The following is a 26,215-nucleotide window of genomic DNA, read 5'->3' on the forward strand; positions in this document are numbered from 1 at the left end:
GTGGTGTGAAGCCTGGCACCGGTCCCGTGGATATGGACATACTGGACTACAAGTATACCAATGGCAACCAGCTGGATGCTGTTAGCGACCAGGGCATCGCCGACTACGGCGCAGGCGACTTCCAGAACGGCCACAGCGGCAGCGGGGACTATGCTTACGATGGCAATGGCAACCTGAGCAAGGACCTCAACAAAGGGATCGGTGGTGTTACTTACAACCACTTCAATAAACCTGTAGCGATCGACCTGGGCGGCGGTAAAAAGATCGAGTACAGCTACGATGCCGCAGGTAACAAAGTGCAGGAGCTGGTCATCTATCCCGGCCAGCCCACGAAGCGCACCGACTATATCGGCAACTTCATCTACCGGAACGACACGCTGCAGTACGCCCTTACTGCGGGCGGCCGCACCGTATTCGACTACAGCAGCACAACACCCGTAAAAGAAGAGTATTTTGTCAAAGACCACCTGGGCAATGTGCGCAGCACTATCGACATCATTACCTACGAGATACGCCAGTACCTGGCGACTTATGAAGTGGCCAGCGCCAACCTGGAAGGTATGCTTTTTGAAAAAGTAGGCGAGATACGGGACGAAAAACCTGCCAGCACCGATCCGGGCGATAGTAAGGCCGGAAGGCTCAATGGCGCCGAAGCCGGCCGTGAAGTGGGCACCTCCCTTCTGGTGAAAGTGATGGCAGGCGACCGGGTGGATATGAACGTCAACAACTATTATGAAACCTTTGAAGGCAATACTACCGAGCCGGTGACGGCTGAGCAAATGATGGGAAGTATTATCAGCACACTGACCAATGGCGTAGGCGGCCTTCCCGGTGAAAGTCACAATACCAAATTAGTTAATGAGATCTTTACCCAGGAGAATTTCTCTGCCCTGGAAAACCTGATCCAGGATCAGGGCATCGATCCCGGCCGGCCGCAGGCTTACCTTACCTATGCTCTGTTTGATGAGAATATGAAGCTGGTGAGCGAATTTGCCGGCGCCTACCAGGCGAACGGCAACGGCGCCTGGGGCAGCATCGGCAGCAATGGCGCCAAGGTGATCCCCGCCAACGGTTATTTAGCCGTATATTTGAGCAGCCGTTGGCGCGACCTGCAATGTATCCCCTGCAGCAATATGTTCTTTGATAAACTGAATGTCGAGGTGAGCAAGGGCAACCTGCTGGAAGAAAACCACTATTACCCGCATGGCCTGCCGATACAGCCGCTGAGCAGCGTGTCGACCAACTTCAGGGAAAACCGCCGCAAGTACCAAAGCAATGAATACATCAAGGACCTTGGACTGAACTGGATGGACTTCCAGGCCCGGCAATACGACCCGCAGATCGGTCGGTTCCTGGCTGTCGATCCGCTTGCCGATGCGGGCGGGCAACAGGTATGGAGCCCCTATGCAGCGATGGGCAATGCACCGGAGAGCCAAGTGGATCCGAATGGGGCACAACCTAGTTACTTCAACGTTACTAACTTCCTTCCGCAGATACCTGGCTATATAATTCGTAGTGGTGTTAACAATGCCAATGCGCCGGGTGGAATGGCCGGGTGGATGATGGAGGTTAATCTAGAAATGACCAATTCTTATTTTATTAATAGAATGTTCGGAATAGAAAGTGGTATAACTAGGGAAAGTCTTGAAAAAAATGGCTTCGTTGTTGATCAGGAAGATGCTTATAGCATATCATATCATAAGAATACCCAAACGGATCCCAATGACATAACTTCCCTGACGCAAACTTCTGATATTATAGCAAAATCTTCGGGAACAGATTGGATATCAATAGGAAGTACAGGTATTAGCTCAACGGGAACTTTAGGGAGCGCAGTGGAAAGCGTAGCAGGAACAATAAGATTAAATAAATCAAATTGGTTCAAATCTTATGGTGCACAAAGTTATGAACTACTAGATAGAGGGCGTAGATGGACTAAACAAAATACTTTCAGTTTAGCACGACGAGCGAAAGTTTTAGGACTGGTTACTTTTATCGGAGGTTCACTTCTCGACGGCTATGGTGTAGTTAATTATTACAGATATGGTGGAGAAGATCAAGACCACTTTATTGTGACACCTCATAAAGGTGTCGTTAATTTGGTTGTCGGAGGAATAGGTTTGTTTACAGGTATTCCAGGGGCAATTGGTGGAGCATTTTACTTTGGAATAGATACTTTTTATCCAGGTGGATGGTCTGCTGCAATGGATAATAATTATAATGTATTAATGCAAAACAGACAAGTAGTACAAGGATTTAAATTATTTCCTAAAGAATATTAAGTTTTAAAATAAAGGCAATGAAATTTTATTATATATTTTTTTATAAACTATTCCGACTTTTTAAATCAACGGCAAATGAAGGCTGGGAAGATTGGAAGGCGCTCGTAGCGTTGTGTCTTATTACAGTCCTGCTGCTTGTACAGGGGTATGTTTATTTCTTGGTTTTTTTCCCGGAACTGTCTTTTGACATACCGTATCCGCAGCCCACCTTATTTCTTATTTCTTTTGCTCTATGTTCGATGCACTATTATCTTACTCTTCATAAAGAAAAATGGAAAGCGTACATCGATGTCTACAACAGCTTCTCCAAAATGCAAAAAATTACATCTAGTTTGTTAATGTTTTTTTTTCTATGCCTTATTGTATGTGGATTGTTTTTTTCATTTTATAAATTAAGCCAAGTTAATTGGAGTGTTTATAGAAAATAGATATTTCCTAGTTGGCGGCACTATCCTTTCGTGTACCTGAGTTCTCAGTCTCCTTAGGGACTCTGCGGAAGGCGAGTGAGACGTTCTTTTACCGCAGCGTTTCCTGAAAGGGACGCTACGATTGGTTTCTCCTAAAAAATCTCTTTTTTGATAAGCTGAATGTCGAAGTGAGCAAGGGCAACCTGCTGGAAGAAAATCACTATTACCCGCATGGTCTGCCGATACAGCCGCTGAGCAGCGTGTCGATCAACTTCAGGGAAAACCGCCGCAAGTACCAAAGCAATGAATACCTTAAGGACCTTGGGCTGAACTGGATGGACTTCCAGGCCCGGCAATACGATCCGCAGATCGGTCGGTTCCTGGCTGTCGATCCGCTTGCCGATGCGGGCGGGCAACAGGTATGGAGCCCCTATGCCGCGATGGGCAATGCGCCGGAGAGCAATGTAGATCCGAATGGGACTGTCGCGCATAACCTTACGCTAGCCCGTCTGTTTAATAGCGATATGTTGCCTTCCCGGCGAATTGATTTCTTCCCTACTGCAAATATGTATATGCCTGGGGGCGCATTGTTTAAGAGTGGTATAGGCAGCATCTTTGATGGGAAGAGCTGGGGCGGCTTAACCGGTTCTGCACTGGAAAATTATGTCAACAGCCATGCCACACAAGCAGCAAGTATACTGGGAGAAGTATTTGAGACCGGTGCATTTGCCAGTGTTGGCAGAGCGTTGGAAGAAGGGCAAGCGCAATATGCATCAGCAATGACAAGCTATGAAAATGTGGTTAAAGGAATGGATTTTTCTGTTGACGGCGTTGGTAGTTTGCTGGTGACTTATTCCTTTGAAGGGGATGATGACAACTTAAGGGGTGGAACAAAGAAACAGCGTGACAGGGATCTTCAACAATATCCTGTAGACTTTAGAAGATGGTATCACAAAGATTATAAACCGAGCAATAACCCCGGCCGTGATTCAACCCCTGAAGAACTAGAAGAAATATATGAAGAATGGATAGACCTAGGTAGACCAACCGTTAAATTTGCTCCTTTGCCGATTGGATATAATCCAACAACGATAACCGCTAGAATCCAAATTGGAGTTCGTATTCAAATTGGTATTCAAAATGCAATCAGAGCAATTAGCGATTGGTGGAATGCTCCGTCTACTCCTTGTAATTGTGAGGACGTGAAATGATATTGTATTAAATAATAGTAATAATAATGAAAAACGCATTGTACGAAGCCATTAAATCCATAAATATTCATGAGGTTGATTATGATGATAGATTGGAGTTGCTAAAGATTTTTTTAAACACGGAAAATCCTTTGATTAGAAACCATATAGCCTTTATTTTCTCTGATTTGAATTATGTTCACGCAATCCCAAGTATAATAAAGAAGATAGAGGAGTATGAACTTTATAACAGTAATGGTTCTTTGGTATTTGCTTTAGAAAGTATGGACACCTTGCCATATTTTCTTGATATTATTCGGATATTAAGTAAGCAAGGATATGAAGCACGACTTAGTGCTCTTAATATCATCAGAAAGGATGTTCATGCCGTCTCTGAGCAACAGAAGAAAAAGGCTTTGCGGTTGCTCAAAAAATATAAAGAAAGTGAAATATTGCATGGTGTAGACCAAGGTAGCAATAGCAGCATGCATTTTATTGAGGAGGCCGAACGATTATTGCAATAGTACCTTCTTTTCCGCAGTGTCCCAGCTAGCACGAGCCCTCTCGTGTGCCACCAAGCTTTAGCATCATAGTAAGGGGTTATACATATGCAAGCATAAGTAAATTAGGTATTGTTCCTTTCCGCAGCGTACGCTGAAATTTAAAATAGGTTATAATATTCTTCCTTCTAATTGCCTAAAAAATGGCTTTCCAAAAGGATAGCCATTTTTTTTGAATTTATGCTTAGCAAGCAACTGAAGTGCATCGTAGACAAAATGACGGCGATTGATCGCAAGTTTGAATTGATTCACAAGCAACAATTACGGTAGTGCAAGGCGAAGTATCCAGATTGGATACGCATGGCGCTTGCGTCGCGCATGCTTTTGATTCTGTAGCGCCACCTTGCAGCTGTCCGCCTTCCAGTAAGGAAATTCTGTGCTTGGTTAAACTAAGCTTTTTAATGCTCTTAATTCTTTTTTTCATAAAATGGATTTAAGGTGATCAATTCTTCGAATTTAAGATGGGTTTTTACTATTCATTTAATTCATTAACCTAATTTAACCTCATTTAACCTAGGTATGCTAAAAAGGTAAGAGGCAAAGGGACAAAGCGATTCTTCTCATTTTTTATAGAAATTCTTCTCGAAACATACCAGACCTACATCCTATCTTGCTATTTAAGAAAAGCTGTCAGAAGTAATTCAACCTTTGTGCAAGAGTAAAAATATTATGCCCAATTTGAATGCTACAATGTATAGCCCTGTAATTTGGTTTATACTTGTGCATTTAGAGCACTTATTTGAACTTCTCTTTATTCCTGTCAATCAGTTTTTAAAGACAGGGCATTTTGTACACTAACATGAATATTCGATAGTAAATAGAAAAGCCATTCAAAAGGACTGCACAGAGTGATGCTGCGAAGTCACAGGTCCCTCCGGCAGATGGACCAGCAGCAAGCAATGAAATACATGGAGGGATGGCAAGACTGCTGACACAGACCTTGTGTCGGGCATGCGTTAATTCTTTTGCTTCCCTGCTATTTTTATAAATTTATGCTATAAAAAGCGATATGAATTTTTTAAGAAAGCATTGGTATGATATAGGAGCATTATTGGTAATCCTTATTTTGGCTTTCGTTTGCCTGGATGTCAATAGGCTGTCTCACTACCGGCTTTTAATGTGGCTTAGCTTGGTTTCGCTATTGCTTCACCAACTGGAGGAATACCGGATCGCAGGCACATTTCCCAGCTAGCGCACGAGCCCTCTCGTGTGCCCAACAGGCTTTATCATCATAGTAAGGGATTATACATATCCAAGCATAAGTAAATTAGGTATTATGCCTTTTCTGCGACATATTAGTTCACTTAGAGAGTACGGCAACGATAAATCGGTTCTGCGGTATCCAATGTTGGTTGCGATAGTTGGACAAAACTTCCCCATTTATTTTGTAGGTACCAACAAAATTCCAGAACAATGAGAAAATCATTTTTAGGGCTAATAATTGTTATAGCAATTAGCTGTAACAATTCCATTGAAAAAGAAGAGGCAAGAGAGAAATTGCAGAAAGCGTTAAAGACATCTATTTCCGATAACATTGAAATAACAGACATAAAGGTAACTTCCGCTATGGGAGGGGACTATACTGAAAGCTTTAACGTGCATTTTCGGAAAGAAGAATTTTGTGAAATTTTAAATAAGTTAAAGTTGAGGCCATGTTCCGGTGATTCATCTGCTTATTGCTTTGAGTATAAAACGCTCAATGGAAAGCATGAATATCTAACAAGTGTTTCGTTTTATCCGCAAAGATTAATCGTAAACTACTTCTATATAGAAGAGTAGCAATCGCCAGGCTTTATCATCCTCCTTTATCGCAGCGTCTCCTGAAAGCTTAGTTTTATGGGTAGACCTAAGCCTGACTCCTGGCTGCGATTTTAAAAGATCAAGCCACCCCTCCAAAAAAGACAGGGGTGGCTTTTTAGGTTTCCCGGAAGCTTTACGTCCGGATTTATTGGCACTTGATCACCCGCCATTTTTCATTTCGGGAAAACTCACCTGTATTTTTGGTCACCAGGGTCAGCCGGTAATACTTCTCTGTACTAAAATAGCCCGATGGAACGATCGTATTGAACACGGGTCTTAAATTGAGGTTGCCGGGGATCACGGGCGGGGGCAGGGGCATGATAGCCGTCTGTGTGCTGAAAACGGGCGCGCCCATCATAGGATCGCCTGCTGCATTGCTCCTGACTATCGTCCACCAATACGTGGATTCTGCAACAGACGAAGTCCCGTTTATCGTAATAGGCCCGCTGCTGGCAGGCGGGAAAGTAGGAGAGGCCAGGGTAAAGCCGGGAAAGGTTCTCGACTCCCGGTACAGGTTGTCTATATATAAATAACCCCAGTGCGGTCCGGGAGCGCAATCCGATACCGCAAAGTAAACGGTAATGCTGTCTACCGTAAACAGATCGGGGTTAAAGAACAGGTCTTTTAATTCAAACCGGGCCCATTCGCCGTATTGTATATCCGACACAGACTGGAAGTAATGCCGGCCGCCGATCAGCACCTTATCTTCCCCGATGTGTATGGTCGTGTCGCCGATCAGGTTGCCGGGATTCATGCTTGTCGCCAGGTTATCGCTTTTGCTTACCCACATCGTTATTGCAGGATTCGATCCGGGAGCGGAGCTGTGCCCGTTCTGGCCGATAAATGCAAGGCTGAAGCCCCAGCCCTGGCGGTGCAGGTAATAATTGGCAATTCTGTACGAAACAATCTCGGCGTTGCCGTTCCCTATCTCATCCCCGATCTTTATCGCGAAGGTATCATTAGGACCTACCACATTGGGGAATACTCTTTTAATTTTAGCGCCTACCCAATCATCGTCTCCAGGAGTAACGATCGCGTGCCTGCCCGCTACATAGCCTTCCGTAAAGGAGCTCAGAACAAGGCTGCCACCGGAATTCGGCCCGGTATAAAGCCGCCAGCCGTCCCAGGTTCCCAACTCTACATTGCCATTAATCCCCAGCTGCGCGTTGGTGCTTAGCGGCGCAGAGAGGGTCAGCAGTGCTATTAACTGAATTATTCTTTTCATGATCTGGTTTTTTTATTTGATGATGATTTTTTGGGTTTCCCGGATGCTCTTTTCCCTTTCAAAGGTCATGTAGTATTGCCCCGGAGGGAGGTCGATATCAAAGGAGCACTGTTGCCTGCCCGCAGCCAGGAACTTATTGTTCAGCAGACCGGACACTTTCCTTCCGGCGATATCGGTAAGGTATAAATCGTGCCTGCCTTGCTGAAGGACATTGAAGGTGACGCTGATCTGTCTGCCGGCAGGATTGGGGAACACGGCAAATGAAGAAGGCGCTTCTTCCAGGTAACTTTTGACAATCCTGGATTCCGATGCCAATGAACCTGTTGCTCGCCGGATATAGATTATTGTTGCAATGTCCCTGTTATCGCTATCCCTGTAGTGGAAATACCGGTTCCGGTAGTGATACCCGATCCCTGAAGCTGGCTCTTCCATATCGTACTCATCGTATATTTCTGTGCAGGTAAGGTGCTTGTAGCTGATCCCGTCAAGTTGGACGGCGATGTCAAAGTACTCCTGCTTGGAATACTGATGGGCGGCGAGTTCCGGTAAGTGGGCGATATCATCGAGGAACAGCCCGGCGGGAAAGTATTCCAGCCTTTCGATCGGCCGATAGCCGCTGTTATCGACAGGGGTCGAAAAGAGCTCAGGAGGCTGTTGATGGGGGCTGTTCTGAAGCAGGGACCTGAGCCGGTCCATCTCTGCCATAGTCGTGCTGATTTCCTTTGGCTCCCGGGATACACAGGCAACTTCAGGTTCCTGGGCATATACGGTAACAAAGGACATGGCTGCTACAGTAAGTAACGATTTTTTCATGTGTTTGGAGTTAAGAAGATGAGGAGAATAAATACAGGCCCTGCTTTAGCCGCAGGCTAATCTTCCGGCCTTTGCTGAAATGATCTCTTGCTCAACAGGAGCTTTTGCCAAGATGTACGTTTTTCTTTTTCATGAATTCAGTATTTAGTGTGAGCAATGAAGAATAGCCGGCCTTTATCGCTGCTGTATAACGAAGGAAAACACTTTGCTGCAGATGGAAAAGCCATAATTCACATCCCTGCTATTCCCTGTCATAACTGAGTACTACCCTGACATAATTATGATAATGATCAAAACGAACAATCCACCCGAAGGTGGATTGTTCCTGCGCTGATGGGGCCGGCCGCCGGTACCGGCTCCTGCCAGTCCTGCCTTACGGGTGTTATCCGAGAGTAAGCTCAGGACGTACGTCGGTAGCCAGCAAGGTATGCAGGCCCTGCCGGAGGATCTTATCCCAGGTAGTTGAGCAGCTGTCGAAGCATTCGATCCGGGGCGTCAAACCCTCATGGGTAAACCGGAGCAGGGTTTTTCCATCCTGTTCGGAAAGCTCGAAAATAATCCTTGTCCCTGTCCATTCGTCGATATCCCGGACATAGCGGATCTGGCTTTCGGTGACCAGCCATACTACACGTTCATACGGGACCATCTCGGCTACTTTCTGCGTGGACAGGTGAACGTCCTCGTACCGGTAGGCAAATTCGTCGCCGGGCTTCCCGGAGCTCCCGGTAATAGTGCCCGGCCACCAGTCGGCGGGGCGGTTGATCGCTTCAAATACCTGTGCGGGCGCCTGGTCGACGAGGATCGTTGTGCTGAAATGTTTGTTCTCCATTTTGCTTAGGTTTTATCGTACAAAGCTAGCCAGCCCCGCTATCCCTGCGGGAGGGCAAACCGGACTTCATGGCGGGGCGCATTGGACAAAATGAAACAGAGCGGGGAATAACCGTAACCTATTTGAGACGGCCTGCCGATTATTAATACATAATTAAATTGGGTATTGTGGTATTTACTGTTAAAACAGAGAAGCCTCCTGCGGAGGTGCAGGAGGCTTCTCTGTTTTATATGGCGATCTGCTTAGCGCCTGATCACGATCTGCCGGTTGTAAGAGCGGCCGCCGCCAATCACCTGCAGGTAGTAGTTGCCGTTGGCCAGGCGGCTGATGTCCACTCTGCGTATACCTGAACCGGCCTTATCATCGGCCAGCACAGTGGCGCCCAGTGTATTGATGATACGGAGCCGGTCGAATTTACCGTCGAAGCCGATATCGATATATTGTGCAGCAGGCTGGGGATATACCTTCAGCGCTTTATCCTGCGACAGCACTTCCGCAACGCTTACGGGCGCCGGTGTGTCCAGGAACAATGAGTCGCGCTGGTTGCCGCAGATGCTGCGCATATGGGCCACCTGCTTCAACGTGAACATGCTCTGGAAATTATCTTTGGAATAGTCCATGTAGTTCTCCCACAGGTCGGGCTGGTCATTGGCTGTACCGGCGCCGCAGGTGTTCAGGGTGGGAGAAGGCGGGTTGGCCTGCATGTCGGTCATGGTGGCCTGTGCCGGAGTATCGTCGATACCGTCATCACCTTGCGGCGTGCATTCCTGTCCGGCATCCGGGTCGCCCCAGATGTGCCGCAGGCCCAGGTAGTGACCCACTTCATGTACGGCAGTACGACCCTGGTTACCCATCCCGAAAGAGGATAGCTCACTGATATAGGGATTATTGTTGCCAACCGCATGGTACTGGAGGATCACGCCATCTACCATCTGGGCCAGGCCGCCGGCCTCGCCCGCCGGCCAGTTGGGTGGCAGCGGGTTTACCGGCGGGCGGGCAATGCCCATAATTGCCGGCAGCACCTGCCCGTTGAATTCAATGCGCATATCGGCGATCCAGATGTTGAGGTAGCGGCTCGTATTCCAGGCATCGGCGCCGCCGGCAGCAGTTTTCTTGATCCGTTCGATGCTGCTGATATCACCCATAGCGACAGCTACATCGCCGAAGTACTGGATGGTGGTTGGCGTACGGGTAATGCCTGTGGTCGGATTGCCGTTGGGATCTTTGGTAGCCAGGTGGAACTGGATCTCTGCATCGGCGCTGAGGGGTTTAAAGATCGCGCGCAGGTTGCCGGTGTCGGCATGGCTCTTGCGGTAAGCCTGGTTCAGCACTTTGATCTGGTTCCGGATCACCGAGTCGGGCAGGTTCCCTTTCTGTGTCGCGCCGTTCTGGTAATACACCACATGTACGACCACCGGTATATCGTATACCGTACCCGTAGGCCTGGCCTGGGCATCGGGATTGTTCAGCTGCGCCTGGATACGGGCATCATACTGTTCGCGGAAGCCGGGTGCAGCTTGCTCCATTTGTTTCCATACCAGCTCGAAGCCGCAGCGCGGGATCTTGGGAAGGGATGTTTGTGCCTGGGTTGCAAAAGGAAGGCAGGCAAATACGAGTGGAAACCATTTTTTCATAAATAACATTGCATTTTAAACGTGAGGACGATCTTTTCTATTATTAGCCGATCTGGTTCAGGACACCCGGCGGATGCAGTGATAGCTTCCGGGTGTTGAAGCAAATGTCTCTATCCTATGTTCTTTTTGTGGTTAAAAACAGTGAAATAACGTTAATTAATGTGAAGGCATTGCTTTGGCCGGGAAACCGGAAGCTGTGCGTACCGGCCGAATCGCCTTACCTTTGCTGCAACCAATCAGCCGGCCGGTATGAATTACCAGCAGATGCTTCCTCCCGATGCGCTCAGGGACTATGTCCGTTACTACTGGGTACTGGAATACACCGGTACCGACGGACTGCCGCATAGCTTTTCTCCGCTGGCCGACGGCTGCCCGGGTCTTATTTACCAGCAATCCGATGCCAATGTATTCTTCGACCGGGAAGGAAAGACGCTGCCGCCGGTGTTCCTGTATGGGCAAACCGTACGGCCGGCGGCAATCTGTATGATGGGACGTTTCCGTATGATCGGCGCCTGCCTGTCGCCTGATGCGCTGCGATCTGTTTTCGGGCTGAATGCCGCCGAGCTGACCGATACCTGCACGGACCTGGATGCCATCGCTGCCCGGCGCGGCATACGGCTGTCCGAGCGGCTGCTCTATTCGCTTAATATACCGGCGCAGCTGGGTGTATTATCGGCTTACCTGGAAGAAGAGATCCGGAAAAATAAAAAGCAGGCCGATGCGCTGACGCAGGAAGCGCTCCGGCTTATTCTGCAGTCCGGCGGCGCCATCAGTCTTAAAGAGCTGCAGCGTCAGGCCAATCTTTCCGAACGCAGCTTCGAGCGTAAATTCAACCAATACGTCGGCATCAGCCCCAAGCTCTTTGCCAAAGTATGCCGCTTCCAGTCCTCGCTCAGCCAGCTCAAAAGTAACCGCTACGATAAGCTTTCCGACATTGCCTACGATAACGGCTATGCCGACCAGTCGCATTTCATCCGCACCTTTAAAGAGTTTGCCGGCTATGCGCCTTATGAATTCCAGAGGCAGTCCTATGGTATGGCTGAAAACTTCCCTTTGCTGAGAAATTAATCCCCTGTCGGTTTTATTCTATTTACCGGCTGCCGCTTGCCGCAATTTTGTCAAAAAAAGCAAGCTATGAAACAGATCTGCAGTGTACTGGCCGCATTCCTCCTTTTTGCCTGCTGCGCTTTCGCACCGCAGCCCCGCGACCGGAAAGGCGTAGCCGCAACCACAACGGAAGATGGCGCCGTCAGGCAGAAAGCCCTGAACATCCTGGAAGCCAGGTGCAATTTTTGCCATGCTACCCAGAATCCTTCCAAAGTGTTTACCAAGGACAATATGAACGATCATGCCCGCAATATTTACAAGCAGGTATTCGTATGGCGCAGGATGCCCAAAAATAAAGCCGTAACATTGAGCGCTGAAGAAGAGCAGGCGCTCAAACGCTGGTTGAGCGCGCATACCGAGGTTAAAAACTGACCGGGACCAAAAAATAGCGACCACTTCATCCACTCCATTCTTCGCAATAAAAAATAAAGACCATGTTCACTTTTCCCCGATTACTATTGTTGCTGGCCGCGCTCACGACAGCGCTGATGGCCGGCCTGTTTTACTCCTGGTCCATATCGGTAACACCCGGTATCGGTAAACTACAGGATGCCGCATACCTCAGGGCCTTCCAGGAAATGAACCGGGCCATTCTCAATCCCGTCTTCCTGTGCTGCTTTATGGGCGCGGGTTTGCTGTTGCCTGCCGTTACGATCGCTCATTATGCCGGCCCTGTAAAAACGCAGTTCTGGCTGCTGCTGGCCGCTACGCTTTGCTACCTTATCGGTGTGCTGGTTGTGACTATGGCCGGCAATGTACCGATGAACAACAGCCTCGATGTATTTTCCATCGAAACGGCCTCTGCCACTGCGCTGGCCGAAAAGCGTGCAGGCTTTGAGCACGCCTGGAACCGGCTCAACAATATCCGCACTTTGTTCGCTACCTTATCCGTGCTGCTGGTGATCCTGGCCTGTATGTGGTCCGACGGGCGCACGGCGGCCGGGAAATAACAAGTAATTATATGTTAAACGGTGCAGCGCCTGGTGATTGCCGGTACCTTTATGCTCCTGTTTTTCTAACCAAAACTGAGCTTTTTATGAAAAAGGAAAGAATGGCTTTGCCGAAGTTATCCTTGAAGAAAGTAAGGATCGCCCCTATGGAGCACCAGGAATTGAACCGCGTGCTGGGCGGGGTAACGGGCAACTGCCCGCCACCATCTGCGGTAAGGACGATCATCGGTTGTATGCATCCCACCACTACGGTGCAGCATACTTTTGATTGCTGATAAGGAGTAATCCTGAAACGACGAGAAGTCAAGTTTCCAAAACTTTGACTTCTCGTCGTTTCATATAGTTAAGCTGCTTTTGCCGGTCAGGAGATCAGCAGGAACTCATCCCAGGGCAGCGGCTGGCTTACCGAACGGGAGATGAGGGCCAGGCCGGTGCCGGCGCTGCCGTCCAGCAGGTCCCAGCGGTATTGCCATTGCTCGTCTTTGCCCTGCCATACACGAATACCATGCTCACCCTTCTGTTCCGAGAACCGGACCAGGTCGTCTGTCAGGTTGTACCAGTCTTCCGAACATTGGTAAAAGAGCTTGTCATTGGTGGCATGCCAGAAGCGGCGGTACATCGCAGCATTGCCAGCTGTCCCGTGGCAGAGGCAGGTATCGACCACAGCACCGCTTTCCAGCGTATTCCGTTTGGTACTGTAGCGCAGGATATCCAGGGCCCTTGTGATCCATTTTTCTTCTTTGAACAGCTGACCGCATTCCCACAGGGCGATCGCTACATTCACATCGCCGTAGCACCAGGAAATGCGGCTGGGGGCCGGCGGCTTTCCGTCTATATTGAGGCTGCTCGGGTACAGTGCAATCGGCGTTTCCAGGTCGGGCTTGCCTTCATGATTCAGCACAAATTCCATAGTCTCGTAGATCAGCCGTTTGCACTGTTCCTGCGCCACTCCCGCCTTATAGATCCTGGCCAGGATAATCTGCAGCGAGCAGGTGCCATGGGCCAGGCTGAACGCATCGGTGCCGATCTCGGAAGGCGGATCGGTATGGTAGTAGAACATAGGAACACTGCGGCCTTTGGGCGTCATTACGCTGAAGGCTTCCAGCGAAGACACGAAATGCGCCAGGTGCTCGCGTACATCCTGCCTGCCGGCAAAAGAGACGAGCAGGTTGCAGATGCCCGCGCTGCCGTGCAGGAAGTCGAAATTCCTGGAAGCAAGGTGATAATTGCTTTCGGCTATAGCTGCCGTTATGAAGTCGGAAGCTAGGTCTTCTATATCCAGGTCGATGAACTCGTGTTTGTTGAGATGATGCAGCAGCCAGAAAGGGCCCGAAAGGCCGTTGCAATAGGTAAAGTTGCTGTATTGTGTGATCTCAAGCTTATTGTACAGCTCTTCCAGCAAAGGGACCGCATGGTCGAGGCTGTCGTCGATATACTGCTCATAGTAGAACATATAGAATAGAGCGCCCCAGGCGCCTTTGAACAGGTTGTCGGCGGGGAAAGCCTGGCCTTCCCGGCTTTTGCTCATGGTGAGGATATCGTTGTAGATCAGGGTGTGTTTTTCGGCTGTAGAGATCATTATCTTTTTTTATGGGAAGTTACGGTAATAAACAATTCAGGCAAAGCGGCCAATGGAATGCCGCCGGCAACAAAGATGCAGCGCTTCACTGCAAATCTTTTTCAGTGAAGGGAAGCCGGATACAAAAAAACAGATAGGGGCGAAGCACCGGATCATGAAGCGGGTAAAGGCAGGTAACGTTGCAGCGGCGCCCGCCCGGACCTACCGCCTTTGATCTCCATCAGCTTCTGGCTGCCTACGATAATACTGAAATTGATCTTAACTTCTTTAGTGTAGTAATAGCACTTCCGTTCATGGTCGTATTCGATGGGGAAGCCATAAGCGCGCATTTCTTCGATACGGTCATACATAGCACGTTCACAACAACCCAGCTTTTTGGCCAGCTGTACAGGGGTGCCGGTGCTCTTTGTCCTGATCAGGCTGTTGATCCTGTCCAGGAGGGTTACTTTCTCAAATAACTTTTTCATGTCGGGCATCTTTAAGATAGCAGCGCGTGTTTGGACGGACGCCGTATCTGTGATACAATGGTGTTTGGATGGTTGATAACTGTCAACCCGAAAATAAGCAAAATATCCCTATCCCGAACACCTGTACTTACAGGTAAAAGCCTGGCCTGTCGACATGAATAAAAGCGAATTTTTATATAACTGATACAGAGCGGGATATTGAGACCGCATTGCCGGCCTGGAGCTAAAAAGGGGGAAATATCCCCGTACTTACCTGTAAAACGAGTAATTTTCGCTCTTTCTTAAAAAATAAATCGCGCTTTCCAACCCTGGAGCGCGTTTGTTACTCTATACCCGTAAAGACCAGATTGTGATCAGCGAAAAACTACTATCCGATTGCAGGGCCATGCAGCGGAATGCCCAACGACAGCTGTACGAATATATGGCGCCCCGGTTGTACCCCGTGTGCCGGCGGTACTTGTCACAGCAAGGCGAAATCGAAGAAGCCATGGCCGATGCTTTTTATACCATACTTACCAAGCTCGACCAGCTGCGTGAAACAGCGGCCTTTGAAGCTTGGGCCCGGCGTATTGTCGTCAACTTCTGCCTCGCGGTACTGCGCCGCAGAGGACAACTGCAGGTATCGCTCGACGATCTGAAGCAGGAGCCTGTCCAGGCCGGTGCATGGCCCACCCACCTGGAAGAGGATGATATCCTGCGCCTGCTGAAGTACCTGCCCGAAGGCTGCCGTACCGTTTTCAATTTGTTTGCCATTGAAGGGTACAGTCATAAAGAGATCGCAGCGATGTTGCAGATATCGGAAGGTACTTCCAAGTCGCAGCTCAGCTTCTCGAGGAGCAAGCTGAAAGAATTAGTACAACAATTTTATTATCAAAAAGAGAACTAACAATGGAAGCCCGGGATAACTTCACAGAACAATTCACAAAAGCTGCCCGCAAGCAGGAAGATACTTCCGTCGCCTTTCCATCCATGGAACAGATATGGAGCAAAGTGGAAGAACGGCTGGATGCCGTGCAGGAAGAGGAGCTGCAGCAAAAACGCCTAATCCCCTTCTGGAAAAAAGGGATCGCCGCCGCAGTGCTATTACTGGCAGGCATAGGTCTGATTTATATCATCAGCCGGCCCGGAGATAAACCACAGGATCCATCTTACGCCAGGCAGGACAAAGGCCGGGAAAGGTCGACGGCAGGCAAAGCAACGGTACCTGCTGCAGGTACGGTAAGCACGCCGCCCCTGGTACAGCAAGAAGGGAGACCAGTGCAGCAAAGGAAGACCGTGCGACAGCACTTCATTGCACCGACGAACAGAAGCCATCGTACAGATATTGCCGCCAGAGGCCCCCGGTCGATCAGCGGTCAGGTATTGGACGATCAGGGGAAGGGTGTGCCTGGCGCATCAGTTAAGGTCAAAGGGACTCAGGTAGGAACGGTAAGCGATATCGATGGCTATTATTCACTGGAAGTGCCCGCAGGGGCCGAAGCGCTTCAGATATGGGGCATTGGTATGAAGGAAAAAGAAATAGACTTGTCCAACATCAGCGGACCCGTGATTGCCAGGCTTGACGAACGTGCCGACAATCTTGCCGCAGTGGAGATCTATGGAAAGAAGATCGATAAGCGGGAATCGGTATCCTCGATCAGTAACGTTACTGCCGAGCAGATCGTAAAAAGGCCCATTACCAATCTTATTACGGCGCCCGACGGCAATGCTGCCGGCGTCAATGCAAGCCAGGGCTACTCCCAATCGCGAATGTCTTCGGGTAGCAAGCGGCAGCAGGCACGCGAGCAGAAGCTGGCCTTAAATGAAAAGCCGGGGCATATGAAATTGCCCGAGCCTGTGCCCCCTGCAGGAGCTGTTATTACCAGTGGTGGCGGCCAGCCAGGGACTTCATCCGATATCGTCCTGCGTGGCTTCGGTAGCCTGAGCGCCAGCAATGTGCCATTGATCGTGGTCGACGGAAAGGTATATGAAGGCGATCTGAAAACTATGGATCCTAACACAGTGGCCTCAATGTCTGTGCTAAAGGATGCGACCACAACGGCGCTATACGGCGCCCGGGGCGCGAATGGCGTGATCTTGATCACCACAAAGAAAAACGCAGAGCTACAGAAGACCCTGGTCGGGAAGAAGCAGTCGTTCTTCGGCCGTACCTGGTATAAGGTAAAGAAACTGTTCAAAGGGAAGAAAGGCCGCTACAGCTTCACGCCGGCAGTAATGCCGGAAGCAACCACCGCGCAGGATGATGAAAGCTATAACCCGTTGGTCGAAAATCCCTTCGACAGTCCGGCGCGCGAGCCTTTATCCACCTTTTCCATCGATGTCGATAATGCCGCCTATACCAATATCCGCCGCTTCATCAACAACGGACAGGAGGTGCCCAAAGATGCCGTGCGGATCGAGGAGATGATCAACTTTTTCCGATACCATTATCCGCAGCCGCAGGACCAGCATCCCTTTGCCATCCATACCGAATACAGCGACGCCCCCTGGAACCCGCAGCACCGGCTGCTGAAGATTGGCCTGCAGGGCAAGACCATACCCGAGGCGCAATTGCCTGCAGCCAACCTAGTCTTCCTCATCGATGTGTCTGGTTCCATGAGCGCCGGCAATAAGCTGCCCCTGCTGAAGGCCTCGATGCGCCTGTTGCTGGGCAAGCTCCGCAGCAAGGACAAGGTGGCCATCGTGGTCTATGCAGGTGCGGCAGGGCTGGTGTTGCCGTCCACACCCGGTGATCAGAAAGAAAAGATAGCAGCGGCGCTGGACATGCTACAAGCCGGTGGCAGCACAGCCGGTGGCGAAGGGATACGGTTGGCTTACCAGGTGGCTCGGGAGCATTTTATCAAAGACGGTAACAACCGCGTGATCCTGGCTACTGACGGTGATTTCAATGTCGGCGCTTCTTCCGATGCCGATATGCAGCGGCTTATTGAAGAGCAGCGCAAAAGCAATGTCTTCCTTACCTGCCTGGGTTATGGCATGGGCAATTATAAAGATTCCAAAATGGAGACCCTGGCCGATAAAGGCAATGGCAACTATGCCTACATCGACGATATAGGAGAGGCCAACCGTTTCCTGGTAAAGGCTTTCGGCGGTACGATGTACAGCATTGCCAAGGACGTAAAATTGCAGATCGAATTTAACCCTGCCTATGTGCAGGCGTACCGGCTGATCGGTTACGAAAACCGCAAGCTGCGCACCGAAGACTTTGCCAACGATGCCATCGATGCCGGCGAGCTGGGCAGCGGCCATACCGTTACTGCTTTGTACGAGATTATCCCGGTAGGTATACAAAGTCGCTTTCTTCCGCAGGCAGCTCCTGAGTTGAAATATAAGGGTAACGGAGGAGGAGTGCAAAAGGGATATCCCGGAGAGCTGGCGACCATTCGTTTCCGCTATAAACGCCCGCAGGAAGATAAGAGTTTGGAGATCGTAAAAGCGATCGGGTACCAGCCGGTGCCGCTTGCATCCAGTTCCGGCGACTACAAGCTGGCGGCTGCAGTGGCCTGGTTCGGACTCCGGCTCAGGGATTCCGGCCTGGTACCGGATAAAAATAAAATGCATATACAGGCCCTGGCAGAAAGCAGTCTTGCCGCAAACAACGACGAATACAGTACCGAGCTTGTCCGGCTGATACGCGAGGCAAAATAGTATGTCGGGCATCGAAGGGAAGCTGCTTGCTGCACCAGATTCTTTATGCAGCAAGCAGCTTCCCGGCCGTTCACGGCGCAGCATCATCATGATTAATGGTATATTCGTAGATTCCCAGATGTCTTGCTATGAAACCTGTCTTCTTTTTCCTTTTCGTTTTCTTTTCGGTATACAACCTTCACGCGCAAAAAAAAGCAGCGGAGATCGATTCCCTGATGCAGCGGGCCTTCCGGGCCGGACTCTTCAATGGTAATGTCCTGGTGGCCGATCGGGGCAAAGTCATCTATAAGGCGGCTATTGGTTTTGCGGATGGCGCCAGAACGCTGAAGCTGACAGAGCAGTACCGTTTTCATATCGGCTCCATCGCTAAAGAATTCAACGCCGTTGGCATGATGCTGCTGCAGGAGCAGGGCAAAGTCAGGCTGGAGGATAAAGTAGCCGCTTATTTGCCACAGCTGCCTTCCTGGGCTGATTCGATCCGCGTTCGCGACCTGCTGGGCTATACCAGTGGCTTGCCTGATGTCCGCTGGACGCAGGTCCATTCCGATGCAGATAACCTGCACGACCTGCTACAGCTGAAGCAGCTGGACTTCCCGCCGGGCACCCGTTATGCCTACAACAATAACAATGTATTCCTGCAGCGCAGGATCATCGAAAAGATCACCGGGCTCTCCTTCCGGGATTTTGTAGCGCAGCAATTGCTGAAGCCGCTGGGCATCCGCAATGCCATTATGGATCCTGCGGCTTCTGATCCCCTGGTAGCGCATAGTTTCGACAATAATGGAAAGGAAGATGACCTGTCGGTTCCCATATCCGGCTGGTTGGCGGTAAACCTGGACGATTTCTATTGCTGGGCGGAAAGTATTGTGAACGGTAAGTTGATCTCCCCGGCATCGACCCGTTTCCTGCTGCTGCCTTACCCTCCGAGCAGGCAGTCAGGACTGGGTTTCAACGGGGAGATGAAGGGTGACCAGATCGTCAATTTCATACATGATGGTTCGGCCAGGAATTACCAGGCCTTGCTGGTATGCCGCCCGCAGGAAGGGAGAACGATTATTTTAATGACCAATAACCGGCAGGATAATCTCGGTGATTTTCATCGCGCCATTCAGGATATACTGGACGGAAAGCCATATCTGCAGCCGAAGAAGCCGGTGTTCCCATTATTACAGTCGCAGGTGGATAGCCTGGATGGTGAGCAGATCTTATCGCTGTATCGCCGGTTGGAAAAAAAATACAATGCCGACTATGCCTTCGACAATGAATATACCCTGAACAATCTTGGCTATTACCTTTTGGGCAAAAAGCGGGTAGCGGATGCAATCGTGATCCTTGCTTACAATACAAAGCTGTTCCCCCATTCGGGCAATGTGTTCGACAGTCTTGGCGAAGCTTATTATACAAAAGGCGATAAGCAAAATGCCTTGCTGAATTATAAGCGTTCGCTGGCCCTGGATCCCGCTAACACCGCGGCGAAAAAGATCATCGCCGAGCTGGAGCGTTGAGTCCTGGATATTAGATATTCGACCTTAGGCGTTGAATGTAAAGTATCAGGTAATAGGCGCTGGGTATGAATTTTGCAATTTGGTCATTGGAATTTTTTTATTGGATATCGGAATTTGGTACTTGAAATTTGATCCTAAAGGGCTTTCACCGGGCTGCCGGTCCAGGCGGTTTGCGGGGCCAGCTTTTCGCCTTTCATCACCAGCGATAAGGGCTCCAGCTTTACTTCATCGCCGATCTCGCTATCGTACAGGATAATGCTGCGTGCGCCAATGCTGCAGCGTGCGCCGATACTGACCGGGCCGACTTTCATGACCCTATCCTCGAACAAGTGTGTTTGTGGCCCGCAGTCTTCGTTCAGCGCCGCGTCGTCGCCGATACGTACCATATCATGCTCGGTGATATCCGTCGTGTTCAGCCATACCCGCCGGCCGGTCCTTACACCCAGCAGGCGCAGCGCCCAGGATAGGAAGGGCGTACCTTTTAAGTATTCCAGAAAGAAAGGTACGGCCAGTGCTTCGTAAGTGGTAGTAATGGCCTCACTGCGCCATACCTTATGCGTCCACATCGGCTTTTGTTCCTTGATGTAACGGCCAACGGTGATCCACTTCAACAGAACGGTAGTGAAGAAGGCCGGTAATCCCATGTAAAAAAGGTAATAGAATGGCAGCTTGGGCAGTTCGCGTAGAATTTGCGACAGGCTGCGTTCCTTGACCAGGTCGTGGCAATAGGCGACGAACAGTACGCTGCAGCAGATGATCACTGTTTCGGGCAGGATAATGCGAATACCTTCGATGAAGCCGCGCGCCAGCCGGCGCCACCAGGAAGGATTGGTGGTAAGCGCAGCATCGTAGCTGCCGCTGTCCTGGCGTTTGGGCAGAGCGATCGCGGGCGAGCCGAACCAATCGCCGCCGGCCTGTCCTTTCAGCTGCTCTTCCGTAGGCGGGACCGACAGCACACCGATCAGCATATTGTCGCCCAGCTGGTAGCCCTGCGGTATCAGCGCGCTGTTGCCGACAAAGCTGCTGTTGCCGATGCGGGTCTGCCCGAGGATCAGCCGCTGTGCCCTGATGTCTTCTTCACCCAGGCTCACGGCATCAGCGATGAAAGAGCCTTCACCGATCTCCAGCATTGTGTGCGTGACATTGCTGGCCGTGGAGATTTCGGTATTGCGGCCGATGCGCGCACCCAGCATCCGGAAGAAAGAAGAAACGTATACCGTGGCGAAGATGGGGTGCAGCACGATCAGCGATATAGAGATCAGCTGGTCGGACAGCCACTTGCGCACATAAACGGCGCTGAGCACAGGGTAGGTGCCGGGTTTGATATTCCGGAGCAGGAGCCGCGACAGCAGCACGGTTTCTATGGCATACAGGATCACATAGAGGATCGTCAGCAGCGGTACATGGATAAAATAGCTGAAATTATAGTCCGGTGCGCTGAGGTCAAGATAGTTGAGGATCTCGATCACGGGTATCAGCGGCAGCAGGATGATGATGGGAAAGGCAATCAGCAGCAGGGTATAGAGCAGACCGTAACGCTTGCGTTTCAGGTAAGAGCTGGGCAGGGGCTGCGGCAGCTCCTCCGGCTTGCGGACGCCTGTACGCTCGGCAGGACTGCCCTTCCATACTTCACAGGCTTTTATCGTCTGCCCGCTTTGCAGGTGGCTCAGGTCCTGCAGCTCGCCCCAGTCTTCCACAACTGTGCCGCCTGAAAGTACGGCGCTGCTGCCGATATAAGCATGCGCACCGATACGGATCTTCCGGAACCGGATCATGCCGTGCTCTACCGTCACATTGTTCAGCACCACCTGTGAGCTGATGCTGGCGTCGGCACCTATTTCCAGCAGGTCGTGCGCCCCTATGGTGATCGAGCTCAGCTGGGCATCGGGGGCAACCTTTGTACCTAACATTCTAAGGTATACCGGATAGATCGGAGTACCGTTCAGGAACTGGGAAGGCACCAGCCGCTGGATATTGCTGGCCAGCCAGTAACGGAAATAGTAAGCGCCCCACAATGGGTGATCGCCTTCCTTAACCCTGCCCAGCAACAGCCACTTGCAGCCGACAGACAGGAAAGAAAAGAAAGGTGGGATAAGGCAGAAGAGGCAAACAGCTGTCAGCAAGGCCCAGCCCCGGTTGTCGTGCCCGCTTTCGGTCCTGGCCACCACATAGTAATACCCGAGATAGGGCACAAAGATCTGGATCGCGAACAGACCGTAGATCACCAGCAGGGACAAGGCCTGGGCTAATCCACAAAGGAAATACCGTAAGGGCGGCACCTTCCGGAACGCTTCCTGCGGTGGCGCTTGCCCGGTTTTTGCTTCAGCCTGTTCCCAGGCCTTGATCAATGCGCTGACCGGCCTGTTGGTATAGATATCTTTCAGCGAAGCCTGCGGGACATGCGCCTCTTTGCGAAGCCAGGAGGCAAAAGTGGCCGCCAGCAGCGAATGCCCGCCCAGGTCGGTGAAAAAATCTGCTTCCGGGCCTATCTCCCTGCCGGGAAATACGTAACGTAGCCCTGCCATCACCCTTTCGGCCAGCGGCGCGTCCGCATGCACCTCGATAGTTTCCTGGGCTTGTACTTGTGATAATAAGTCCGGTACCGGTAAGGTTTTGCGGTCGATCTTCCCGCTGGGCAGGCGGGGCATCTTATCCAGGCTGACGATGGTCAGCGGCACCATATAAGGGGGCAATACTTTCGCGAGCTCGGTCCGGGCCGCCTGCTCTTCCCAGGGCCGCCCGGCTTTCAGGGTAACATAGCCGACGAGCTGATCCTGCATATTGGCATCTTTCTTTAGCGCTACAGCAGCGGAAGCCACCGGCTCCAGTTCATTGAGCCGGGCCTCGATCTCGCCCAGCTCGATACGGTAGCCCCGTAGCTTCACCTGGTCGTCGAGGCGTCCGTGGAAATCGATGCTGCCATCTTCACGCATCACTACCGCATCGCCGCTCAGGTAAATGCGGTCGCCGGGAAGCGCTGCCAGCGCGGCGGGCTTCGTCCTGAATTTTTCCAGGGTTAGTTCCGGCCGGTTCACATAGCCTTCGCATACCCCAGGTCCCGAAATGATCAGCTGGCCTTCGCTGCCGGTGGGCAGCAGGTTGAACTGCTCGTCGATCACCGCCAGGTTGTAATTGGGCAGCGGGCTGCCTATGGTGATGGGATCGCCGGGCCGCAGCGCGATCATCGTGGTGGTTACGGTCGTTTCCGTGGGGCCGTAGCTGTTGTAGAAAACATTCTTGCCTGGTTTGCTCCAGCGGTTCAGCACCGCTGTAGTGCAGGCTTCCCCGCCGGCATTGATCAGCCTGAGCGTGGGAATATCGTCGTCGATTACGGCGAGCAGGCTGGGCACGGCATGCAGTATCGTGATCTGCTGCGCACGCAGCGTATCGCTCAGCTCGTCGATGGATTTGGCTGTTGTCGCATCGGCCACCCATAGGGTAGCGCCCGCCGAAAGGCTGATCCAGGTTTCCTCGCACCACATATCGAAGGACACGGAAAAGCCCTGGTATACGATGTCGGTATCCCTGATCTGCAGCACACTTTGTTCCGAGCGGATCAGGTGGCAGATATGCCGCTGCAGGATGGGAATGCCTTTGGGCTTGCCGGTGCTGCCCGACGTGTACAGCACATAGGCTCGATCGTCAGGTCCGGGTCCTTTGGGTACACTTATCGTTTCCGGTATCTCGTCCTGGGCAGGAACGCGGTATACGGGGCAAGACAGCACCGGATCGCCGTCGCTGAAGCAGGCAGCGGCGCCCACTTCTTCCAGCACGATCTGTACCCGCTCTTCAGGCATTTCACGGTCCAGCGGTACATAAGCTGCCCCCGATTTGACAATGCCCAGGATCAGCGCATGGAGCGCCAGCCCCCTGCTTTGCCACACACCTACCGAATGCCTGCGGCCGATCCCCCGTGCCGTGATATATGCAGCAATGGCATCGCTCCAATGGTCGAGCTGCGCGTAGCTTAAACGCGTGTCATTAAAGACCAGCGCGGTTTTCCCGCTGTACTGCGCCGCCGCTTCCCGGAAGATGCCGGCGATAGTTTCTTCCCGGATCAGATCGGGGCGGTGGTCCCCCTTTAAAAGACTTGTGGAAAGCATAGGTTGGTGTTACAGGGTAAATTTATAGTATTTTTTCAAGCTTTACCCTGCCGTTCATTTTGCCGTATTTTCATTAGTTTGTAAATTCGGCCTTGCGAAAAACCAATAAACATTCAGGAAGGATTTATGAAGGTTCATGTATTTTATACAGAAACATCTTCTGAGGTAGGGCCGGAGGTTTATACCCGATTATTGCAGTCGTTTCCGGAAAAGATCAGCACAAAAATTCAGAAATATACCGGCGAGAAAGAACGTCGTCAGCGTACTGCGGGCAAAGGCTTATTGCGTTATGCCCTGAAAAAGCTGGGCCGCTATCCTGCCGTATCGCTCGATGACTACGGCTATACCGCCCTTCACCAGCCCATACTGATCAATTCGGACATCCAGTTCAGCATCAGCCACAGCGGTAACCTGGTACTGTGCGCCCTGGTAGAAGGTGAAGGAGAAAAAGTGGGTATCGATGTAGAGCGGCTGAAGCCGGTGAAGCTTGAGCTGATGAAATTCTATTTCGATCCCGATGCCTGGCAGGAGATCGTCAATGCTCCCGATAATACACTGGCATTTTACCTGCACTGGACCATGCGGGAAGCCGCCATCAAGGCTTCCGGCCTCAGCCTGGAGCAGATGGAGCTCTCGGCGATAACGACGGAAGACAATACGATATTGCTCCGGGACGAGCTGTACTACAGCCGTATCTTGTCGCTCCGCTACGACTATGTGGTCTGCCTGGCTTCCGATAAGGAGATCGAAGCCGTTGCGCTTACCGAGCTGAAAATGGAAGAGCTTTTATAACATGGGCTGGTAGCGGCGTTGCTTGCAACGCCGCTACCAGCCCATGTTCGCTGAATATACCTTTAGGATCTGTATTGCTTAAACACCGTGCTGGCGGTATGTCCCCCAAAGCCGAAAGTGTTGTTCAGTGCATATTCCAGGGACTGCTGTAGCGGTTTGCCCAGCACCAGGTTCATGCCTTCCGGCAAGGCTTCATCCGGGTGGGCCGTATTGATCGTAGCGGGAATGATGCCCTGCTGCACAGACAGTGCGGTGATGATGCTTTCTACTGCGCCGGCTGCGCCCAGCAGGTGCCCGGTCATCGATTTCGTAGCGCTTACGGGTACGGCATAATCGCCGAATACCTTTTTGATCCCCACGAGCTCGCTGATATCACCCTGCCCGGTCGAAGTGGCATGGGCATTTACATAGCCGACCTGTTCCGGGCGGATACCGGCATCCTTCAACGCTCTTTGTATGCCCAGCATCGCGCCGATGCCATCGGGCGGCGTTCCGGTAAGGTGATAGGCATCTGCAGCCATACCGCCGCCTGCCAGCTCTGCATAGATCTTTGCGCCCCTTTGCAGGGCATGTTCCAGCTCTTCAAGGATGAGCGCGCCACCGCCTTCGCCGATCACAAAGCCATCGCGATCGCGGTCGAAGGGACGGGAAGCGCCTTCGGGATCATCGTTCCGGCGGGATAAAGCCTGGGAAGCATTGAAGCCGCCTACAGATGAAGGAGTAATGCCCGCTTCTGAGCCGCCGGCGATCATCATCGTCGCCTTACCCATACGGATGGTGTCGAAAGCATTGATGAGCGCAGTATTGGAGGAAGCGCAGGCCGATACTGTGGCATAGTTGGGACCGTGCAAGCCGTGACGAATGGAAATAGCGCCTGCAGCGATATCGATGATCATCCGTGGAATGAGAAAAGGGCTGAAGCGGGGCGTACCATCGCCTTCATAATATTCCTTCAGCTGCTGCTCAAAGGTGCCAATACCCCCATTGCCCGAAGCCCAGATCACACCCACTTCATAGCGTTCTTCTGCGCTCATGCTTTTAAAGTCGAGCCCGGCATCGGCTATCGCCTGGTCGCTGGCCGCGATCGCATACTGGGTGAAGAGATCGTATTTCTTCAGCTCTTTCTTTTCCATGTAAGCTTCGGGGTCGAAGCCTTTTACTTCACAGCCGAAGCGGGTTTTGAATTTCGATGCGTCGAAACGGGTCAGGAGGGCGGCGCCGCTTTTGCCGGCAAGGATATTGGCCCAGAACGATTCCACCGTATTGCCCAGGGGCGTTATGGCGCCCAGGCCGGTAATCACTACTCTTTTCATAACAGGTTTGT

Annotated in this window: 20 protein-coding genes; 12 read left to right on the forward strand and 8 right to left on the reverse strand. The window is 51.2% G+C overall.

Going from position 1 to position 26,215, the window contains the following annotated elements:
* The 4 genes from DZC79_RS13395 to DZC79_RS13415 all read left to right on the forward strand — a co-directional run.
* A partial coding sequence (locus DZC79_RS13395; RefSeq protein ID WP_317124962.1) for an RHS repeat-associated core domain-containing protein occupies positions 1-2,282 on the forward strand: 2,282 nt, incomplete at its 5' end.
* A gap of 595 nt (positions 2,283-2,877) precedes the next feature.
* Positions 2,878-3,900, forward strand: a complete 1,023-nt coding sequence (locus tag DZC79_RS13405; protein ID WP_157977132.1) for an RHS repeat domain-containing protein — start codon at positions 2,878-2,880, stop codon at positions 3,898-3,900.
* A gap of 26 nt (positions 3,901-3,926) precedes the next feature.
* Positions 3,927-4,403 (forward strand): hypothetical protein, encoded by a 477-nt coding sequence (locus DZC79_RS13410; protein ID WP_118952110.1) that lies wholly within the window; start codon positions 3,927-3,929, stop codon positions 4,401-4,403.
* A 1,449-nt stretch (positions 4,404-5,852) separates the two neighbouring features.
* The gene (locus tag DZC79_RS13415; RefSeq protein ID WP_118952111.1) at positions 5,853-6,218 is read left to right on the forward strand and encodes a hypothetical protein; all 366 of its coding nucleotides are present in this window, start codon (positions 5,853-5,855) and stop codon (positions 6,216-6,218) included.
* A gap of 166 nt (positions 6,219-6,384) precedes the next feature.
* On the opposite strand, the gene DZC79_RS13420 is transcribed toward DZC79_RS13415, so the two are convergent.
* The 4 genes from DZC79_RS13420 to DZC79_RS13435 all read right to left on the reverse strand — a co-directional run bounded on the left by DZC79_RS13420 (position 6,385) and on the right by DZC79_RS13435 (position 10,740).
* Entirely contained in the window at positions 6,385-7,464 is a 1,080-nt protein-coding gene (locus DZC79_RS13420; RefSeq protein ID WP_157977133.1) for a hypothetical protein, read from the reverse strand.
* A gap of 12 nt (positions 7,465-7,476) precedes the next feature.
* Complete coding sequence (locus DZC79_RS13425) at positions 7,477-8,277, reverse strand: T9SS type A sorting domain-containing protein (RefSeq protein ID WP_118952113.1); 801 nt, start codon at positions 8,275-8,277, stop codon at positions 7,477-7,479.
* A gap of 382 nt (positions 8,278-8,659) precedes the next feature.
* Positions 8,660-9,106, reverse strand: a complete 447-nt coding sequence (locus DZC79_RS13430) for an SRPBCC family protein (RefSeq protein ID WP_118952114.1) — start codon at positions 9,104-9,106, stop codon at positions 8,660-8,662.
* A 242-nt stretch (positions 9,107-9,348) separates the two neighbouring features.
* Positions 9,349-10,740 (reverse strand): M43 family zinc metalloprotease, encoded by a 1,392-nt coding sequence (locus DZC79_RS13435; RefSeq protein WP_198666889.1) that lies wholly within the window; start codon positions 10,738-10,740, stop codon positions 9,349-9,351.
* Positions 10,741-10,989: 249 nt separating this feature from the next.
* On the opposite strand from DZC79_RS13435, the gene DZC79_RS13440 reads away from it, so the two are divergent.
* The 4 genes from DZC79_RS13440 (at position 10,990) to DZC79_RS13455 (ending at position 13,072) form a co-directional block, all read left to right on the forward strand.
* Entirely contained in the window at positions 10,990-11,808 is an 819-nt protein-coding gene (locus DZC79_RS13440; RefSeq protein WP_118952116.1) for a helix-turn-helix domain-containing protein, read from the forward strand.
* 66 nt (positions 11,809-11,874) lie between these two features.
* Positions 11,875-12,219 carry a hypothetical protein gene (locus DZC79_RS13445; protein ID WP_118952117.1) on the forward strand — a complete coding sequence of 115 codons (345 nt, stop codon included), beginning with the start codon at positions 11,875-11,877 and terminating at the stop codon, positions 12,217-12,219.
* 62 nt (positions 12,220-12,281) lie between these two features.
* Complete coding sequence (locus DZC79_RS13450; RefSeq protein WP_118952118.1) at positions 12,282-12,797, forward strand: anthrone oxygenase family protein; 516 nt, start codon at positions 12,282-12,284, stop codon at positions 12,795-12,797.
* Between the two features lie 86 nt (positions 12,798-12,883).
* Positions 12,884-13,072, forward strand: coding sequence for a class I lanthipeptide (locus DZC79_RS13455; RefSeq protein ID WP_118952119.1), 189 nt, complete (start codon positions 12,884-12,886; stop codon positions 13,070-13,072).
* 86 nt (positions 13,073-13,158) lie between these two features.
* Here the strand turns inward: DZC79_RS13455 and DZC79_RS13460 are convergent, their stop codons facing one another.
* Together DZC79_RS13460 and DZC79_RS13465 are read right to left on the reverse strand one after the other, a co-directional pair.
* On the reverse strand, positions 13,159-14,376 hold the full coding sequence (locus tag DZC79_RS13460) for a lanthionine synthetase LanC family protein (protein ID WP_118952120.1): 1,218 nt from the start codon (positions 14,374-14,376) through the stop codon (positions 13,159-13,161).
* Positions 14,377-14,528: 152 nt separating this feature from the next.
* Positions 14,529-14,843 carry a hypothetical protein gene (locus tag DZC79_RS13465; RefSeq protein WP_157977134.1) on the reverse strand — a complete coding sequence of 105 codons (315 nt, stop codon included), beginning with the start codon at positions 14,841-14,843 and terminating at the stop codon, positions 14,529-14,531.
* 319 nt (positions 14,844-15,162) lie between these two features.
* Here DZC79_RS13465 and DZC79_RS13470 point away from each other — a divergent pair, with 319 nt between their 5' ends.
* From DZC79_RS13470 to DZC79_RS13480, 3 genes are all read left to right on the forward strand, one after another.
* Positions 15,163-15,729 (forward strand): RNA polymerase sigma factor, encoded by a 567-nt coding sequence (locus DZC79_RS13470; RefSeq protein ID WP_198666890.1) that lies wholly within the window; start codon positions 15,163-15,165, stop codon positions 15,727-15,729.
* Between the two features lie 2 nt (positions 15,730-15,731).
* The gene (locus DZC79_RS13475; protein WP_118952122.1) at positions 15,732-18,491 is read left to right on the forward strand and encodes a VWA domain-containing protein; all 2,760 of its coding nucleotides are present in this window, start codon (positions 15,732-15,734) and stop codon (positions 18,489-18,491) included.
* A gap of 128 nt (positions 18,492-18,619) precedes the next feature.
* Positions 18,620-19,996 carry a serine hydrolase domain-containing protein gene (locus DZC79_RS13480; protein WP_118952123.1) on the forward strand — a complete coding sequence of 459 codons (1,377 nt, stop codon included), beginning with the start codon at positions 18,620-18,622 and terminating at the stop codon, positions 19,994-19,996.
* 134 nt (positions 19,997-20,130) lie between these two features.
* Here the strand turns inward: DZC79_RS13480 and DZC79_RS13485 are convergent, their stop codons facing one another.
* The gene (locus DZC79_RS13485) at positions 20,131-24,099 is read right to left on the reverse strand and encodes a Pls/PosA family non-ribosomal peptide synthetase (RefSeq protein WP_118952124.1); all 3,969 of its coding nucleotides are present in this window, start codon (positions 24,097-24,099) and stop codon (positions 20,131-20,133) included.
* A 126-nt stretch (positions 24,100-24,225) separates the two neighbouring features.
* On the opposite strand from DZC79_RS13485, the gene DZC79_RS13490 reads away from it, so the two are divergent.
* Entirely contained in the window at positions 24,226-24,891 is a 666-nt protein-coding gene (locus tag DZC79_RS13490) for a 4'-phosphopantetheinyl transferase family protein (RefSeq protein ID WP_118952125.1), read from the forward strand.
* Positions 24,892-24,953: 62 nt separating this feature from the next.
* On the opposite strand, the gene fabF is transcribed toward DZC79_RS13490, so the two are convergent.
* On the reverse strand, positions 24,954-26,204 hold the full coding sequence (fabF, locus tag DZC79_RS13495) for a beta-ketoacyl-ACP synthase II (RefSeq protein ID WP_118952126.1): 1,251 nt from the start codon (positions 26,202-26,204) through the stop codon (positions 24,954-24,956).
* Between the last annotated feature and the right edge of the window lie 11 nt (positions 26,205-26,215).

Source organism: Taibaiella helva, assembly GCF_003545695.1.
Taxonomy (GTDB): Bacteria; Bacteroidota; Bacteroidia; order Chitinophagales; family Chitinophagaceae; genus Taibaiella; species Taibaiella helva.